Annotated in this window: 11 protein-coding genes; 6 read left to right on the plus strand and 5 right to left on the minus strand. The window is 62.8% G+C overall.

Translation table 11 applies throughout. The features are described 5' to 3' along the window. Positions 1–88 precede the first annotated feature (88 nt). Genes ESZ00_RS18800 through ESZ00_RS18810 form a run of 3 tightly spaced genes read right to left on the minus strand, consistent with a single transcriptional unit; the run spans position 89 to position 5,051 of the window. A complete protein-coding gene (locus ESZ00_RS18800) occupies positions 89–835 on the minus strand; it encodes a hypothetical protein (protein WP_129209942.1) in 747 nt (248 codons plus the stop codon). Continuing rightward, a complete protein-coding gene (locus tag ESZ00_RS18805) occupies positions 832–4,365 on the minus strand; it encodes a CHAT domain-containing protein (protein WP_129209943.1) in 3,534 nt (1,177 codons plus the stop codon). The genes ESZ00_RS18800 and ESZ00_RS18805 overlap by 4 nt, the downstream gene beginning before the upstream one ends. Next, positions 4,362–5,051 (minus strand): RNA polymerase sigma factor, encoded by a 690-nt coding sequence (locus ESZ00_RS18810; protein ID WP_164981625.1) that lies wholly within the window; start codon positions 5,049–5,051, stop codon positions 4,362–4,364. The genes ESZ00_RS18805 and ESZ00_RS18810 overlap by 4 nt, the downstream gene beginning before the upstream one ends. A 234-nt stretch (positions 5,052–5,285) precedes the next feature. On the opposite strand from ESZ00_RS18810, the gene ESZ00_RS18815 reads away from it, so the two are divergent. Next, complete coding sequence (locus ESZ00_RS18815; RefSeq protein WP_129209945.1) at positions 5,286–6,023, plus strand: proteasome-type protease; 738 nt, start codon at positions 5,286–5,288, stop codon at positions 6,021–6,023. A gap of 84 nt (positions 6,024–6,107) precedes the next feature. Here ESZ00_RS18815 and ESZ00_RS18820 read toward each other — a convergent pair whose 3' ends face one another. After that, the gene (locus tag ESZ00_RS18820; protein WP_129209946.1) at positions 6,108–7,184 is read right to left on the minus strand and encodes a VWA domain-containing protein; all 1,077 of its coding nucleotides are present in this window, start codon (positions 7,182–7,184) and stop codon (positions 6,108–6,110) included. 338 nt (positions 7,185–7,522) lie between these two features. On the opposite strand from ESZ00_RS18820, the gene ESZ00_RS18825 reads away from it, so the two are divergent. From ESZ00_RS18825 to eutC, 5 genes are all read left to right on the plus strand, one after another. Further along, a complete protein-coding gene (locus ESZ00_RS18825; RefSeq protein ID WP_129209947.1) occupies positions 7,523–8,812 on the plus strand; it encodes a VWA domain-containing protein in 1,290 nt (429 codons plus the stop codon). Beyond that, positions 8,812–9,675 (plus strand): DMT family transporter, encoded by an 864-nt coding sequence (locus ESZ00_RS18830; protein WP_129209948.1) that lies wholly within the window; start codon positions 8,812–8,814, stop codon positions 9,673–9,675. Before ESZ00_RS18825 ends, ESZ00_RS18830 begins: the two co-directional genes overlap by 1 nt. 288 nt (positions 9,676–9,963) lie before the next feature. Next, complete coding sequence (locus tag ESZ00_RS18835; protein WP_129209949.1) at positions 9,964–12,717, plus strand: hypothetical protein; 2,754 nt, start codon at positions 9,964–9,966, stop codon at positions 12,715–12,717. 63 nt (positions 12,718–12,780) lie between these two features. After that, positions 12,781–14,121, plus strand: coding sequence for an ethanolamine ammonia-lyase subunit EutB (locus ESZ00_RS18840; RefSeq protein ID WP_129209950.1), 1,341 nt, complete (start codon positions 12,781–12,783; stop codon positions 14,119–14,121). Then, complete coding sequence (gene eutC / locus ESZ00_RS18845; RefSeq protein WP_229741115.1) at positions 14,118–14,993, plus strand: ethanolamine ammonia-lyase subunit EutC; 876 nt, start codon at positions 14,118–14,120, stop codon at positions 14,991–14,993. The genes ESZ00_RS18840 and eutC overlap by 4 nt, the downstream gene beginning before the upstream one ends. A gap of 108 nt (positions 14,994–15,101) precedes the next feature. On the opposite strand, the gene ESZ00_RS18850 is transcribed toward eutC, so the two are convergent. Beyond that, positions 15,102–16,505: a glycoside hydrolase family 30 protein gene (locus ESZ00_RS18850; protein ID WP_229741116.1), complete on the minus strand. Its 1,404-nt coding sequence runs from the start codon at positions 16,503–16,505 to the stop codon at positions 15,102–15,104. Between the last annotated feature and the right edge of the window lie 108 nt (positions 16,506–16,613).

A 16,613-nucleotide genomic window follows, 5' to 3' on the forward strand; every position in this document is an offset into this window, starting at 1 on the left:
CCTGGACCCATTTTCTGCTCCCAGCAAAACTCAGGGCCGCCTGCACGGCGGCCCTGAGTTTTGCTCCCGCCTTTTGCCCGGCTACGCCCTACGGCGCCGAAACCGCTCCCATCATGCAATACCCTGTTTTTGTCCTCGGCTGAAAGCGCCCGGTCGATGCGCTGGCAGCGCCCAACGGCGTCTGCAGCACCCAATCCAGCCCGACCAGCTGCGCAATCGCATCGGTCGCCCGGCGCTCATGCTGCAGCGTGGGAATATAGGGCACTTCCGAATTCAGATAGAGGCTGGCCACGCCATTCACCGGCGCGAAATCTGCCGGGAAACAGGCGCCGTGAAAGTTCGCACCGGTCACGTTCTTGTAGATCAGCACCTGATCGAGTGCCACCGATGCCGGTATCAGGCCAAGATCCTGCCCGGTGAAGGAGGCCGGCGCATTCGCCACGAACTCATCGCACGCCCAGTCCTCGGGCGGCACCGGCAGGGTAAAGGCAATATCCCACCCGCCCTTGATCGGCCGATTTCCCGGGACCATCGGTGTATTGGCTGCGATATTCGTCTTCAACGCGCCGAGTGTGATCGGAGACGGCGCATACCCCTCTGCAAATACCGGATCGATGCAGTGCCAGTAGCTTTCCAGCATGTAGGTCGAACCGCTGTTGATGGTTGCCGAGTTTGTATGCCCGCAGACCGGCGCATAGATATCGACGCCGGTGATCTTCGCGCCCGGGTCCGAGGAGTTTCCCTCGGTTTTCACGGAAAAGATAAAAGCCCCCTCGAAGTGCAGATGCAGCTCGAAAGGGGTGACGGGAGAAGGCACGCTTGCCTGCGTAGTCATCGTTGAAACAGCTCCTTGAGGTTTTCCCTGTTCATGCCAAAAACGGAATAGGAGGCCCAGAAGTACGGGTGGTGATATCCGGACTGCGCGCTCAATTCCCGCTCAGACTCCATCCATGCTGCGGAAACAGTCTTACCCGCCGCAAGTTCTGCATAAAACACCTTCATCAGCGATTCGGAAGCAGCCGAATCCACTTCCCAGTGCGCAGCGACAGTCTGCGAGACGCCATCGGCAGAGAGGGTACGCGCCACATCCGCCGCATCGCCCAGGTCGCGGTCCTCCCTGCTGCCCGTCGCGCAGGCGGAAAGAACAAAGAGACGGCAGGAAGCGAGTGCGTGGCGCGGAATCTCGCGCATATCCAATGTCCCGGCACCATCCTGTCCGCCTGCGGCCAGCATCAACCGCGTCGCTCCCTCCACCATCCTGGCGTGCCCGGCAAAATGAACCAGCTTCGCACCTGGGAGAGCCTTTTCCATCGTCTCGGGTGTCGCCTGAGAACCTGTCAGCAATCTGGCATCCGGCAGCATCGCCGCAACCGTAGCCGCTTCCGCCTGCGCCTCCGGAAGGCGCACCAGATCGGCCTGAGCCGGCATCGAAGCACCCACGACAAGGCTCTTTCTCTCGGCATCCTGCGGCGCTGCAACACGCAGCAGCGAGCGCACCTCTTCGACTGGCAACACCAGCCCAAGGTAGCTATCGCGCCAGGGCAGCGCATTGACAGGCAGATACTCCATGCTGTCATCGAGGTCGAAAATCACTTCCTGCGCATGTCCCAGATCGGCGGCGAAGGGCCCCAGGAGCTGTGCAACCAGTTCCGTACCGAGGGCGCGGATGCCGCTCTCCGCGCTGCCGGATGAAGCCACCGACTCGGCAAATGCATGGCAGAGCAGATCGAAGCGGGCCGGATCGAGTGCGACCTCTCGAAAGCGAAGCCCGGAGCCGTTCATCTCCCAGACCAGAAGCGAGCGGTCCAGACGGATCGTTCCAACGACCACGCGCCCGTCGAGATGTTGCATGAATGCTTCGATCGCGGGAGAGAGGCAGGCAGGATGGTCATCCTGGCACCACCGGCGCGGGTTGGCGCCGTTCGAAAACAGGCGGTATCGCTCCCAGAGCGATAGCACCTCCTCCGGAGGCTTTCCTTCGCGTAAGGCCAGTTGAGCCAAAGAGGCGTAGACCGGGCGCACCTTTTCCATCCAGCCTTCCCGGTCTGCGTCATCTACAGCGGAAGCGAGTCCCTGCTCTGCGAACGACCGGGCGCGGGAGAGCTCCTGCTCGGCCGCCTGGTATTGGCCCTGCGCAAGCGCGACCTCTCCCTGTACCAGGGCGTAGCGCATCTCCAGATCTCCGTTGTCACCGAGATCCAGGTTCCCAGGAATCCGATGGAGCATCCCGTCCGCGGAGGCAATATCGCCAGCCCTCTGGTAGGCGGCGGCAAAAGAGATCTCCGTTTCAGCGGTATTCCGATCCCAGCCCCCCTGCTCGTTCGACATGCGAAATCCCGCAGCAAGATCCGCACGCCCCTGCACCTCTTCTCCTGCACGGATCTCCGCCGTGGCCAGCATCATCTGGTTGGCGGCAAGGTTCTGCGGCATCTCCATCGATGCCAGCATATGGGTTGCCTCGCGAAGCAGCTGGGTCTCCGCATGCACCCGTTCCGAGTTGCCTTCGGCATAGACCAGGTTGCCGTAGAACTGCATCTTGCGCATGGCCGGGTAATCGCCGTTCCAATATGTCCGCAGCCCCTCGAGGCTCATCTTCCAGGCCTGGGCGCGATCGCCCTGCGACTCCTCATTGCTGGCCAGAAAGCCCAGCGCGCGCAAGTGCACGATTCCATACCCGGAATGCCCTGAGATCCGTAGCGCACGATCCAAACTGGCATTGGCTGCCGTAAAGTCGTTCTGCTGCAGATGACAGGAAGACTCGTCCGTCCAGAACTGCGCCGCCATCCACGGATAGGAATCGTCCGCATTCCTCGCGGGCAACCCCGCTGCCTCTGTGAGGCAACTGCGGTCATCCAGCAGACGCGCATCATCAAAGACCATCTCGAGACCGGCACGGATGGCTCCGGCCTGATCCCCTATTGCCGTGAATTCCTTCCCTGCTGTTTCCGCATCCCTCAGCCCGTCGGAGAAGCGCGTATGCTGCCCCTCGTCTATCGACGCAGCCAGCTTCTCCACGGCTTCGGCAAAGCCCGGTTTGTCCGCTCCGGACAGAAAATCGTTCAGCCAGCGGTCGTGATGCCGCGCCTCAATCGAAGACGAGACGGCACGGAGCAGCGTCAGGGATGCGCTGCAGACAGCATCGCAAAGCTGTGGAGATTTCGATGTCGGGGAAGGAAGCGGAAAGGCGGATTGCAGCAGGCGGGAAAGGAAAACAGTAGAGAGCTCTTCGTCATGAACGGCCAGCAGATCCGGACTTCGCGCCAGGTGCAGCATGCCCTCGGGGGTTGCGAGATAAGGTGTCAGCTCCGACTGGTTCCGCTGCTCCCGCGCCAGCCGCTTTGTCACAGCATCGAGATGCCGCTGGCCGTCCGCATGCCATTCCGGATCGCGCTCGACCGACAGATACTTCTTCCAGACATCGACGGCCGACAGATACTGATAGACCTGCTCCATCAGCAGCGCTTCGTTGTAGAGCACGACGGGATCCTGCGGAGCCAGACGTGCCGCCTGCTCAATCGCGTCCAGCGCCGCCGCCCGGTCGGTCGCCGTATCCGTGGCCACGGCCCGCTGCTGGTAGGCCGTCGCCAGATCCGTCAGCACCGCAACATCCTTCGGATTCTGCACCTCAAGCCGCCGCAGCGTATCGATGGCCGAGTCGTAATTCTGGTTCAGCAGATCGGCGCGCGCCTCGAGCAGTAACAGCTTCGGGTCTTCCGGCGACTTGAGCAACGCCTGGGTGATCGCCGCCCGCGCCTCGAGCAACGGCACCGGCTCATGCTCTTCCTCGCCTGCGCCGCGGGTGTGCTGTGGCGGAGTCACCGCTGCATACCCGGCCAGAGGAATACGCAGCTCGATGGTGCGATCCTGCGCGTAGGCCTCTGCCAGCAGGTGCTCGGGGGACTTGGCCCGGTTGCTGCCGATGAACAGAAAGAGCAGAGTACCGGCAGCAATCGCTCCGGCCAGACCCAGCATCGAGCCCCATAGCAGCACCCGGCCGCCACGCCGGGGCTGGTCCTGCAGACGCTGTGCCATCCCGGCCTGCCAGCCGGGCTGCATACAGCCCAGGCCATTCAGTGTTTCCCGCTCTTCCGGAGATTCGTCGCTATGCACCGTTCCCGACCAGAACAGGAGCCGCGCGCCGCATCCCCGGCATTCCGCGGCGTGGTGCAGCAGGGCTTCCGCAGACGATGCCGGAAGCTGGCCTGCAAAATATCTCTCCCATTCCGACGCGGAGGGGCAGTCCGGGCCGAATCCATCCGGCCCGATGGCGCGCCAGAATTCAGCTTCGCCGGTCGACGAGCCGTCCAACAGCTTCGCCAGCCATTCGGACGACTGCGCATAACCGCGCTCAGGGGGAATTCTCATATCCACTCACTTTTCTGAACCGCAGGATGCGTGGAAATCCCTTCGTCCGCGTGAAAATTAGCTGTCCGCGCCGGAGACGGCGTCTGCATATTGGCCCGAAGATAGCTCAGCATCCGGTGCAGTGCGCTTTCTACGCCTTTCACGGAAAGTGAAACACCCGGCAGCGCCGCGATGGCATTTGCCGTCATGCCCTGCTGGTAATGGAGCCAGAAGATGGTGCGATGCATGTTGCCGGTCCCGCGGCTATTTGCCGTGAGAGCCCGATCGATCTCACTCAGAAGGATGCTGCGATCCAGCCATTCCACATCGGAAAAGACCGGGGCGTGAAAGACCGGGGCATGGAACTCGGTAAGCTCTTCTTCCGGCCGGCCGTCTCCCCGCTTCTGTGTATTCTTGCGCCGGAAGTGATCATTGGCGACCTGTGCACTGATGACTCTTGCATAAGCAAGAAAGGAGTCGGCAAAACGCGGCTCAAACTCCCGGAGCAGACGCCGGTCATCCTCGCAGAACTTCAGAAAGACATCCTGAACGATGTCATCGACGACCGCGGAAGAGTTCTCTCCCCATTGCCGGGCGACACGAAGTACCGAGCGAGCAATGGGCCGGGTGAAGCGGCGTACAAACTCTTCCCACTCCTCGGCCTTTGCCCCAGCGGCACAGCGCAAAGCCAGGTCGTTCGCAGTCACGGTATCCATACCAAAGCGTTCGAACTTGAACCTACAGACTATCGCAATTTGCGCAATTGCTCAGAGTATTCCCATTCCGGCCCGCTGCCGAAAGGCTTCGTCGGCCCCCAGAAGGATTCGAAAGCAAAGGCTGCCATTTCGTCAGGCAGACGCCCGGGATCGCACCCCTGATTCAATTAGAGTGACAGATGAAGACCCCGGACGCCGGAACGGCAGTCCATCAAGAGGAATGAAGTGACGTACTGCCTCGGGATACTGACCCATCAGGGCCTGGTGATGGCCTCCGACTCTCGCTCCAACGCCGGCTTCGATCAAGTGAATGTCTGCCGCAAGATGCACACCTTCGTGCATCCCGGCGAACGCGCTTTCGCGATCCTCGCCAGCGGCAGCCTGTCTCTCACCCAGTCAGTCATCGCCCTGCTGCGCGACGCCTTCGATGCCGGAGAAGGCCTGGCAAAGGCCGAATCCTTCTATGCCGCGGCCCGCGTTGTCGGCGACTGCATCCGCCGTGTCTCGGAGCTGGATCGGGCGGCGCTCGAGCGCGATGGATTCAGCTTCAACATCAACCTGCTGCTCGGCGGCCAGGTCAAAGGCGAGCGGCCGGCGCTCTCACTCATCTATCCCCAGGGCAATCCCCTGAGTGCTACGCACGATTCGCCTTACCTGCAGATCGGCGAGGTGAAGTATGGCCGGCCGATCCTCGACCGGGGCATCGTCTCCGGCACGACCACGCTCGAGGACGCAGCCAAGTACGCGCTGCTCTCCTTCGACGCCACCATGCGCTCGAATCTGACCGTCGGACCGCCGATCGAGGTTCTTCTCTACGAAAACGACAAGCTGGAATTCGACCGCTACCGCCGCTTCCCGGCCGACGATCCGGAGCTGCAACAGATCCACCGGCAATGGGAGCAGTCCCTGCGCCGCGCTGTTGAAGAGCTGCCCGCGGTGGAGTTCAATTCGTGTTTGCCGTAGCGGCTAGCGCCGAAGGTATAGGGGATTGGGTGTAGGGTATAGCCGGGTGAGCTACACCCTATCCCCTACCCCCTACACCCTGCTTTATTCCGCTCCCAGCGCGTAATAGCCCTTGCGCGCCTGAATCTTCAGCCCATCGCCTTTGCAGCTGATATCCAGCTTGCGATAGCTGCCGTCGAGTCTCGTGTTGGTCGGCGTGTAGCTGGCCAGGTATTGGGTGCGCAGCTCTTCCTCGATCTGGGCAAAGGCGTCTTCGAGCTTCTTGCCGTTGTTGCCCACGTTGATGACGCGGCCGCCGGTCTCCGAAGCCAGCTTCTGCATCTGGGAGTCGCCCGTATAACCGAGATTGAAGCCGCCGCCGGCATAAAAGGGGCGATCGGCAATCAGGATCACGTAAATGATGGCGTTGGCCTTCTGTGCGGCTTCGATCGCCTCGCTCGGCTTGGTCACCGAGCCCTCGTCCTCGCCGTCGGTCAGCAGGATGAGCGCCTTGCGCCCTGTCTCCGAGCGGATCTTGTCGTTCGAGACCTGCGCCACCGCGTCATAAAGCACCGTGCCCTTGGGCGCGCCATGCGTCGGCACCGGCCCCTGGCCAATGCCGGGAACTCCCATGGAGCCGCCGCCGGCGGCGGTGTTGATCTCGGTGTGGTCGATCGCGCGCTCGAGCTGGCTGGTGTTGCTGGTGAAGTCCTGTTCGAGGTTCACGCCTACGTCGAAGCTGACGACGAACGCCTCGTCCTTCTTGCGAATTACGTCCTTGATAAAGGAGTCGGCCGACTGCTGTTCCAGAGGCAATACGCGCTGCTGACTGCCGGACGTATCGATGAGCAGGCCAAGGGTGAGAGGCAGATCGGTTTCCGCGGAGAAGTTCTTGATGGTCTGCGGCTGCTTGTCCTCGAAGATGGAGCAATCGCTCTTGGCCAGCGTGGGAATGAGGCCGTTATGCTTGTCGCGCACGGTGAAGTAGAGGCTGACCAGGTTGACGTTGACCTTGAGCGTGGTCGCGGGCTTGTCCTCAACCTGCTGGTCGGGAAACTCGCTGGCTGCAGGCGGCGCATCGGCCGAAGGGGTCGTCTGAGCCCGCGCCGCGGGCGGCAGGGTCGCAGCCAAACCCGGCAGCAGCACCAGGGCCAGCAGAAGAGTACGTCGGGAATTCAGCATGGCTCTACCTTACGTGACGGAAAGCGCGCTGCGCGCGCGACAGGAAACATCTGTATAGACGCGGGCGGGCGGCGAAAGTTCTGACCGGCGGAGAGACAGCATCCGGGCGGGGCAGCGCCAAAGGCCCCCTGTCGCATCTGGTAGTCTGAGGTTTAGACTTTTTCTGCGACGCTGGCGTGAGAACCGGCTCTGGCGCGTCTAAGTAGTTGCGTGACCGGGGATATTGCGGGAATGATCCCGGCCCGGCCGCGAGACTTCTGTGACCCACGTCAGGCCATCGTCCGGGCAAGTCACGGCAGGCAGTTGGAGGATTACTGGTGACGCAAGGCGCCTTGGTAGTGGCTCTGTCCCTCTTTATGCTGGGGGCAGCACAGCAGCAACAACAGCAGCAAAGCATTCCGGACGCACCTGCGCCCGCGACCACCGGTCTTTCCGACCTGAAGAACCAGGTCACACCGGGTTCCGGCGCTACGGCCGATACCAAGCAGGGCGACCAGAATGCGCAGCAGAACGCGCCCCAGAATCAGAGCTCAGGCCAAAACTCGAACTCCAGCCAGACTCCGCAGCCGAACCAGCAGGACGCCACTCCGCAACAGCCCCCGCCGCAGACCTTCGGCAACCAGCAGGATCAGAGCGCCTTTTTGATCCGCGTTCCGGTCAATTACATTCAGGTTCCGGTCCGCGTCTGGGACAAGCATCACCACCAGGTCGCAGGCCTCGAACCGGAACAGTTCCGCATCTACGAAGACGGCAATCCGCAGAATCTCGCCACCTTCTCGGTAGTTCCTGAACCGCTCTCGGTGGCCTTTGTCATCGACCAGACCCTGCCCTCGGACATCATGAAGAAGGTGAACGACAGCCTGGATGCGATCACCGGCGCCTTCGCGCCCTACGATTCGATGGCCGTCATCACGTACAACACCAGCCCTGAGCTGGTCACCACCTTTACCGGCATGCGCGGCGCCCGTCTGCCCGCGGCCCTCCAGTCCGCCAAGCGTCCCGGCCGCGATATGGGCATGCCCACGGTCAGCGGTCCGATGGCCTCGGGCATGTCGATCAACGGCAATTCGCCCGATCCGAACCTGGCTCCGCAGCGCGGCAACATGTCCGGCTTCCTGGTCGCGCCCAAGGAATCCCATCCGCTCAACGACGCCATCCTCTTCGCCGCCCGCGAGCTGGCCCGCCAGCCGCATGACCGCCGCCGCGTGATCTACGTCATCGGCGACGGCAAGGATCAGCGCAGCAAGGTTACCCAGAAGGAAGTTCTCAAGTTTCTGCTGACCAATAACATCTCGGTCTACGGCACGCTGGTGGGCGATTCCGCCACCTGGGGCGTCGGCTACCTCGACAAGCTGCGCCTGCCGCTGCTGCCGACCGACAACGTGCTGCCCAAGTACGCCACCTTCACCGGCGGTTACCTCAATGCCCAGTTCTCCGAGAACGGCATCCAGCGGAGCTTTGCCGATATCGCCGCCTCGCTCCGCAGCGACTACACGCTGGGCTATTACAGCCATGCGCCTTCTCTGAGCGAGAAGCATCACTCCATCGAAGTCAAGGTGAAGGTGCCTGACGTAGACGTGTCCGCCAAGGAAGGCTATTACCCCTCGCTGGCGAACGTCAGCCAGTAATGCTCCTGCACTCTGCCCCTGCCTGGGGTGGAGGGCCCGTTCTCTTCGGGCTCTCCACCTCGGCGCTCTGGGGCATTTCGGACTTCTCCGGCGGCCTCGCTGCCCGGCGCACCCCGCCCGCGCTGATCGTCTCCTTCGCCCACGCGCTCTCTTTCGTCATCCTGATAGCCATCTGCCTGCTGCGGCACGAGCCCCTCGACGCGGTCTCCATCCGCCTTGGCCTGCTCAGCGGCATCGCCGCCGGCATCGGCATCATCACCCTCTACCGCGCGCTCTCCATGGGTTCGATGGGCATGGCCGCCGCCACCTGCGGCGTGGTCACCACCCTCATCCCCGTCCTCACATCCTGGTTTCTGGAAGGACACGCCGGTACCTTGCAGCTGGCCGGCTTTGCGCTCGCGGCGCTGGCCATCCTGCTCATCAGCCTGTCGCCCTCGGAACACGCTCAGCCCCGCGCCCTCTGGCTAGCCGCAGCAGCCGGAGTCCTGTTCGGCGCCATGCTCATCTGCATGCGCTTCGGCGCAGGGCACTCCGTGCTCTGGACGCTGGCCTGGACGCGTGCGGCGAGCACGGCCATGGGCCTGGGCGCCTCGGCGATGCTCCCGGCCGCGGAGCGCCGCTGGACGGGCGGCGCGGCCGCCCTGATGCTAGCTACGGTCATTGCCCTCGGCGATACGGGTGGCAATCTCTTCTACATGCTGGCCACCCTCGCCGGACGCATGGACAGCGCCACGGTGCTCTCGGCGCTCTATCCGGGTACCACCATGCTGCTGGCGGTGCTGATCCTGCGCGAGCGGGCCAGCCGGACACAGGCAGCGGGCATGGTGCTGGCGCTGGCGGCCGTGGCTCTGATTGCGCTCTGAGACCCATAGCGCCGGGTTGGCACAGCAGATGCACACGCCGGTACCAGTCCAGCCTCAAGATTACCTTCAAATGACTGATTTGAGAGAACTTCTATCCCGTTCACAGCGCGGTTGACGCTGCCCGGCGGCGCGCGTCCAAAATTTGAGCGCCCGCAACCCAGCCACGCCTCCTGTGTTGCTATAAGAAGAGCGTTCCCTGCTCCGCTCCGGCGCGTGCCGGCCCCGCATCCAACTTCACGAGGCCTTAAAAGCCTCCATCGCAGAGATCTGGAGTGACCAGAGTCAGATATGAGCCCAAGCTCCCCACAATTCAGACCCGCACGACTGCGTACTGCCGTTCTTGCCGCTGCTGCTTTTGCGTTCGCATGCTTTTCCGCACGACTGCTCGCCGATCCCGCGCCTTTTGATCTGCAGGGACCGCGACTCGAGATCAAGGTGACCCGTGGCGGCATGTCGCTGCCCATCACGCAGGTGCCGAACCTGGCTGTCGGCGACCGCATCTGGATTCACCCCGACTTTCCGCTGAGCCAGGCCGCGCACTACCTGCTGATCGCCGCCTTTCTGCGCGGGTCGACCAATCCGCCTCCCGAGAACTGGTTTTTCAAGGCGGAAACCTGGGATAAGAAGTTCACCGGCCTGAACATCACCGTGCCCGAGGGCGCGCAGCAGGTGATCGTCTTCCTGGCGCCGGAGACCGGTGGGGACTATAAAACCCTCATCGGCGCCGTCCGCGGCCGCCCCGGCTCCTTTGTCCGTGCCTCGCAGGATCTGAACCAGGCGAGTCTGGACCGCACCCGCCTTGATACCTACCTGGCCGCCGTCCACGAAATCAACAGCACCGATCCCACCAAGCTCAAGGCAGCCACGCCGCTGCTGGCCCGCAGCCTCAGCGTGCAGTTCGACGACAAGTGCCTGCAGGAGCAGCCCGACCTGCAAGCCTCCTGCCTGACGGCCAAGCAGGACAGCCTGATCCTCGACGACGGCCATAGCCAGTCGATCGTCTCCGCGCTGACGACCGGCTCGGTGGGCGACCTGGCGCTCGAAGCCAGCTATACGCCACAGGCCAATTACGGCTACTACAGCCCATATATTTCCTCGGTTGTCGATATCGCGCACATCCTGGACAGCTTCCACACTGCGCAGTACCAGTACATTCCCGGCCTGGCCTCGTTCCGTGACGGCGCATATGAGCTCAAGCTCAACGCCCCACCCTCGTTCCACAATCCGAAGTCAGTGATCGTGGTCGCCCTGCCGCCTGTGGAAGGCTCCCAGCCTCCGCCGCTCCACCCCATCGATGAAAAGCAGGCATTCTGCGCGGAAAAGAAGGACCTGGTGCTGCCGGTAGACGGCGCGCCGCTGGTCTTTTCCACACCTTATGCACACAATCTGAAACTCCACCTGGAGAGCGACGGCAAGAGCTTCGACCTGCCCCTGGTGCCGGATGCAGCCAAGGGCGGTTTCCGCGTGGATACGAAATCGCTTGGCGGCACCGTCCCTGGTCCAAACACCGAGGCTTCGGTCAAGGGTATTTGGGGCTTCTCACCCTTTGACGGTCCGAAGTTCCACCTGCAGGGCGCACGCGAGCAGAAATGGGAACTGGCCTCCACGGACCAGAACGCGCTGGTGGTCGGCCGCGACGATACCATCCACCTTGAGGCCCTCGACGCGAGCTGCGTGGACTCTGTCGAGTTCAAGGACGCAGGCGGCAAAGAGAGCAAGGCCGACTGGAAGCTCTCGAAACCCAACCAGCTCGAGGTCAAACTCGCGCTCAAGGATGCCAAACCCGGTGAGCTGACCCTCATCGTGAAGCAGGCCGGGCTCGAGAAGCCTGAACCGATTCTGACGAAGGCCTACGCCGAAGCCGGCCATCTGGACAGCTTCACCATCCATGCCGGCGACCCCAACGGTCTGCTCAAAGGCAGCCGCCTCGACGAGGTCGCCAGCCTGACGGTCAAGGGCGCGAAGTTCGAGCCCGGCAGCCTCTCGAGCGCGGAAGGCAGCGATGAGCTGCCCATGCTGACAAAAGACACCAAGACCGCCTCGGACTTCACCGCCGGACAATCGCTCGACGCGACGGCAACGCTAAAAGACGGCCGCACGCAGAGTGTCAGCGTCACCGTCGACTCCGCCCGCCCGCGCATCGCGCTCATCGGCAAGAACATCGAGTCCGACAACAGCGCGAACGACAACATCCAGCTCGCCAACCAGGACGAGCTGCCGCAGAACAGCAAGCTGGTCTTCTCCATCAAGGCGCAGTCGCCCAACAGCTTCAAGCGCGAGGACAAGATTGAAGTCGCGACCGAGGACAACTCCTACTCCACCGTGCTCTCGATGGGCGAAGGCACGCTGACCCTGCAGGATGCGAGCACTGCGCTGGCCACGCTCGACCCGGCCAAAGCCTTCGGCGGCTCTGCCTTCGGCCCGCTGCGCTTCCGCATCGTGGACGCGAACGGCGACAAGGGCGACTGGCAGCCGCTGGCCACGCTGGTGCGCCTGCCGCAGTTCAAGACGCTCAACTGCCCCTCGGACACGACACAACCCTGCAAGCTCTCGGGCTCGAACCTGTTCCTCGTCGGCTCCGTGGCCGGCAGCCAGCAGTTCGATCACCCGGTGCAGGTGCCCGATGGCTTCCCCGGCAATGTGCTGCCGGTGCCGCATCCTGCCGGCGGTCAGCTCTTCGTGAAGCTGCGCGACGACCCCTCGGTCGTCAACCAGGTCACGCTGACGGCAGTCGTAGCTCCGGCGCCTGCACCGGCTGCGGCCCCGGCACAGCCGGCGGTAACACCGGTGAACCCGGTGATCGCGCCGGACGGCAAGCCTCGGCCGGACTATACGCGGCCTTCGACACCGAACACGACAACCTCGAACAGCAGCTCGTCTACAGACAACTCGACGAATAGCTCTTCGACAACACAGAGCAACAGCCAGTCCGCACAGCCGCAGGCGTCGAGCACCCATTCGCCGTCTGTGGCTGACCCCTCTTCTTCCAGCAGCGAGACGCCGGCCGCGACCACCACGGCCAGTACCGCTTCGCCGCAATAGCAATTCCCTCCGGCACTCGTGGCGGGTGGGGTAATCTGGACTCCACCGAACACCTCACCTGCCATGAGCTACCGGCACACCATCCGCGGCGTCTCCTACGTGTTTGCCGATCTTCGCGAGCTGCTCGCGAAGGCCACCCCGGCGCGCAGCGGCGATGAGCTGGCAGGCATCGCTGCAACCTCCGCCGCCGAGCGCGTAGCCGCGCAGATGACTCTCGCCGATCTGCCTCTCGCCGAATTTCTCTCGAAACCTCTTATCGAAGAAGACGAGGTCACGCGCCTCATCCACACGCAACAGGATGCCGCGGCCTTTGCGCCGCTGGCGGGCTTTACCGTGGGCGAGCTGCGCGACTGGCTGCTGGGCGATGAGGCCACCGGGGAGCGCCTCGCGTCGCTGCACTGGGCCTTTACGCCGGAGATGGCAGCCGCCGTCTCAAAGCTCATGCGCCTGCAGGACCTGGTCCTCGTCGCGCGCAAGATCGAGGTCGTCACCCGCTTCCGCACCACCATCGGGCTCAAAGGCACGCTCGCCTCGCGCCTGCAGCCGAATCACCCTACCGACGATCCCACCGGCATCGCCGCATCGATCCTCGACGGGCTGCTGCTCGGCGTGGGCGATGCGGTCATCGGCATCAATCCGGTCTCGGATAACATCGCCACCACCACTACGCTGCTCACACTCATCGACCGCGTGCGCGAGCGGTATCGCATCCCGGTGCAAAGCTGCGTGCTGGCGCACATCACCACGCAGATGCAGGCGCTCGCACGCGGAGCGCCGGTCGATCTGCTCTTTCAGTCGATCGCGGGCACGGAGAAAGCGAATGCCTCCTTCGGCGTCTCGCTCTCTCTATTAGATGAAGCGTATGCAGCGGGACTCTCGCTCAAGCGCGGCACGCTCGGCAACAACCTGATGTACTTCGAGACCGGCCAGGGCAGTGCGCTTTCTGCGAATGCACATCATGGCATCGATCAGCAGACATGCGAGGCACGCGCCTATGCCGTCGCACGGCAATACAAGCCGCTGCTGGTGAACACCGTCGTCGGCTTCATCGGGCCTGAATACCTTTACGATGGCAGGCAGATCCTGCGTGCCGCGCTCGAAGATCATTTCTGCGGCAAGCTGCTCGGTCTCCCGATGGGTTGTGATGTCTGCTACACCACGCACGCCGAGGCCAACGACGACGACACCGACGCCATCATGACCATGCTCGGCGTCGCGGGCGTGAACTACATCATGGGCGTGCCCGGAGCCGATGACGTGATGCTCAACTACCAGAGCACTTCGTTCCATGACATCGCCTATCTGCGCACCGCGCTCGGATTAAGACCCGCGCCGGAATTCGAAGCCTGGCTTAACACCGGCCTGCGCGACGATCTATCGCTCGCAGGACTGCTGACCGCATGAGCGAAACGCCAGGCCGCCGCGACCCCGCTGCCCCACTCCTCGAGCCTGCGCGTTCGCGGCCAGCGGGAGCGCGTGCCGAAGGCGATCCGCACTGCGCGCAGCAGATGGGTGCCCCACGTCTCGATGCTGAGACGTGGGAGACAATGCGATCCGCACTGCGCACGCATACGCCCGCGCGTGTCGCCCTGCGCAGCGCCGGGCGCTCGCTCGCGACCAGCGAAATTCTCGACCTGAACTGGTCGCTTGCGCAGGCGCGCGATGCGCTACACACGCCGCTGAGCCTCGCCACGCTTGTGCCATCCTGCATCGCTGCCAAATGGACACCGTTGCGTACGCACAGCGCCGCACGCGATCGCGGAGAGTACCTGCGACGCCCCGATCTCGGACGCCGGCTCAGCGCAGACTCACGGGATGCACTCACGGCTCTCGATGCAAAACCGCAACCGCTGGCCATCATTCTCGCTGACGGCCTCTCACCGCTGGCCATCGAACGGCATGCCGTGCCGCTGCTGCTAGCACTGCGTGCGCTTGTACCGGAGATCGCTGCAGCACCGCTGGTCATCGCCGAGCAAGCGCGAGTAGCCATCGGCGACGAGATCGGCGAGCTGCTCCACGCACAACTTGCCCTACTCATGATTGGCGAACGCCCCGGTCTGAGCTCGCCCGACTCGCTCGGCGCTTACTTAACATGGTCACCAAAAACAGGAAGGACGGATGCCGAGCGCAACTGCATCTCGAACATCCGTCCTGAAGGTCTGCGCTATCCCGAGGCCGCGGAGAAAATCGCCTTCTACCTGCGCGCAGCACGCCAGCTCGGCCGCACCGGCGTCGATCTTAAAGAGGACTCGCTGCTGCCATCGGGAGAGAGATAGAGGAAATGAGGGATAGGGGATAGAAAACCAGGGTGCCCCACGTCTCGCTTCCGAGACGTGGGATAACATCCTAGCGCAGAACGCAAACTACACCCTATACCCTGCCTTTCACCAGACATACGTGGCCACAGCAGCGGCCGGCAGAGAAGTCGTGATCGCTTTGCCGTGATCGCGAATCTCGAATTTCTGCTCTTCCTTCGAGGTATTCGCAACAATCACCACCAGTTTGCCGCCCGGTACCTTGAAGGCCACATTCTCCAGCCCCTCCGGCTCATTCGAGCCGATGCGCACCGAGCCATCCGGCACAAACTTCGAGGCCTGCGCCACGGTGTAATAAGCCACATTGCGCGTGATCGAATCACCGTCAATCGTGATCGCGCCTTCGCACATCGGGCAACCGCCATCGTTGGTGTGCGGGCCGAAAGATGGATCGGCAGCCAGGTTCCACAGCAGCACATTGCGTGCCCAGTTACGCGGAGCAGCGACGATCAGCCGCGAGACAGCGCGGGCCACTGCGAGTTGCGTCTCACCTTTCTCGTCAATGGTCATCTGCTCGGTGAAGTAAAGATTTTTCTTCGGAAATGCATCGTGTACCTGCGTCATCGCGCCGATCTCGCCCTCATAAAGATGAAAAGCCGAGCCGTCGACATACTTTGCCGCAGCAGGGTCTTTGAGGATGGTCAGCGGATAATCCGGACGGTTGCAGTTGTGGTCGTAGACGATGATCTTCGTCTTCAGCTTTGCCTTGCCGAAGGCCGGTCCCAACGCCGTCTCGATGAACTTCGCCTGATCCTCAGCCTGCATCACCATGCTCGGCGTGTTATGCGGATTCAGCGGCTCATTCTGCACCGTGATCGCATCGATGCCAATGCCCTGCGCGCGCATCGCATCGATGTACTTCACGAAATAAGCTGCATACGCACCGTAATACTCCGGCTTCAGGCTTCCGTCTTTCAGCTTGTCATTGGTCTTCATCCACGCCGGAGCCGACCATGGCGAGCCGAGAATCTTGATCTTCGGATTGATGGCCAGAATCTCTTTGAGAACGGGCACCACCGTCGTCGCATCAGGACCGAGATCGAACTTCTCGAGCTTCGGATCGGTCTCACCCGCAGCAAGATCGTCATAGGTGAAGGCATGGTCGTTCATATCGGACGAGCCAATGCTCACGCGGATGTAATTCACGCCGATTTCGTTATCGCCGCGCCCGAAGAGCTCCTGCAGCAACTCATGACGCTGCGGCGCGCTCATCTTCATCATCAGCTGAGCGCTGCCGCCGGTGAGAGCGAAGCCAAAGCCGTCCATCGACTGGAATTTCTGCTTGGTGTCGATCGTGATCACCGGCAGCTTGCCGCCTTCCGCCTTATGAAAGCCGAGGTCCGGCTGCTTCGCCAGCAGCGCGCTCCGGTCCGCCGTGGTCAGCCATTCGGAGGCATCACTCGATCCGGCAAGAGCCAGCGAAGGCAGGGTCAACAGCATCAGGGCAGGCAGTACAGCAGATCGAAATCGCACAGGAGTTCCTCTCAAGTTCGGTCGTGATTCGGTTGCGGATCGGTCGAAGCCCGGCAATACAAAGGCTGCGACCCGCAATCATTAGGCCGCCGCGCGCAGCCGGCTGTC

Source organism: Silvibacterium dinghuense, assembly GCF_004123295.1.
GTDB lineage: Bacteria > Acidobacteriota > Terriglobia > Terriglobales > Acidobacteriaceae > Silvibacterium > Silvibacterium dinghuense.

Bases quoted from the DNA above. Each gene is read 5' to 3' on its own strand.
- ESZ00_RS18800 (WP_129209942.1), bottom strand. From the start codon at position 835: ATGACTACGCAGGCAAGCGTGCCTTCTCCCGTCACCCCTTTCGAGCTG.
- eutC (WP_229741115.1), top strand. From the start codon at position 14,118: ATGAGCGAAACGCCAGGCCGCCGCGACCCCGCTGCCCCACTCCTCGAG.
- ESZ00_RS18840 (WP_129209950.1), top strand. From the start codon at position 12,781: ATGAGCTACCGGCACACCATCCGCGGCGTCTCCTACGTGTTTGCCGAT.
- ESZ00_RS18805 (WP_129209943.1), bottom strand. From the start codon at position 4,365: ATGAGAATTCCCCCTGAGCGCGGTTATGCGCAGTCGTCCGAATGGCTG.
- ESZ00_RS18820 (WP_129209946.1), bottom strand. From the start codon at position 7,184: ATGCTGAATTCCCGACGTACTCTTCTGCTGGCCCTGGTGCTGCTGCCG.
- ESZ00_RS18830 (WP_129209948.1), top strand. From the start codon at position 8,812: ATGCTCCTGCACTCTGCCCCTGCCTGGGGTGGAGGGCCCGTTCTCTTC.
- ESZ00_RS18835 (WP_129209949.1), top strand. From the start codon at position 9,964: ATGAGCCCAAGCTCCCCACAATTCAGACCCGCACGACTGCGTACTGCC.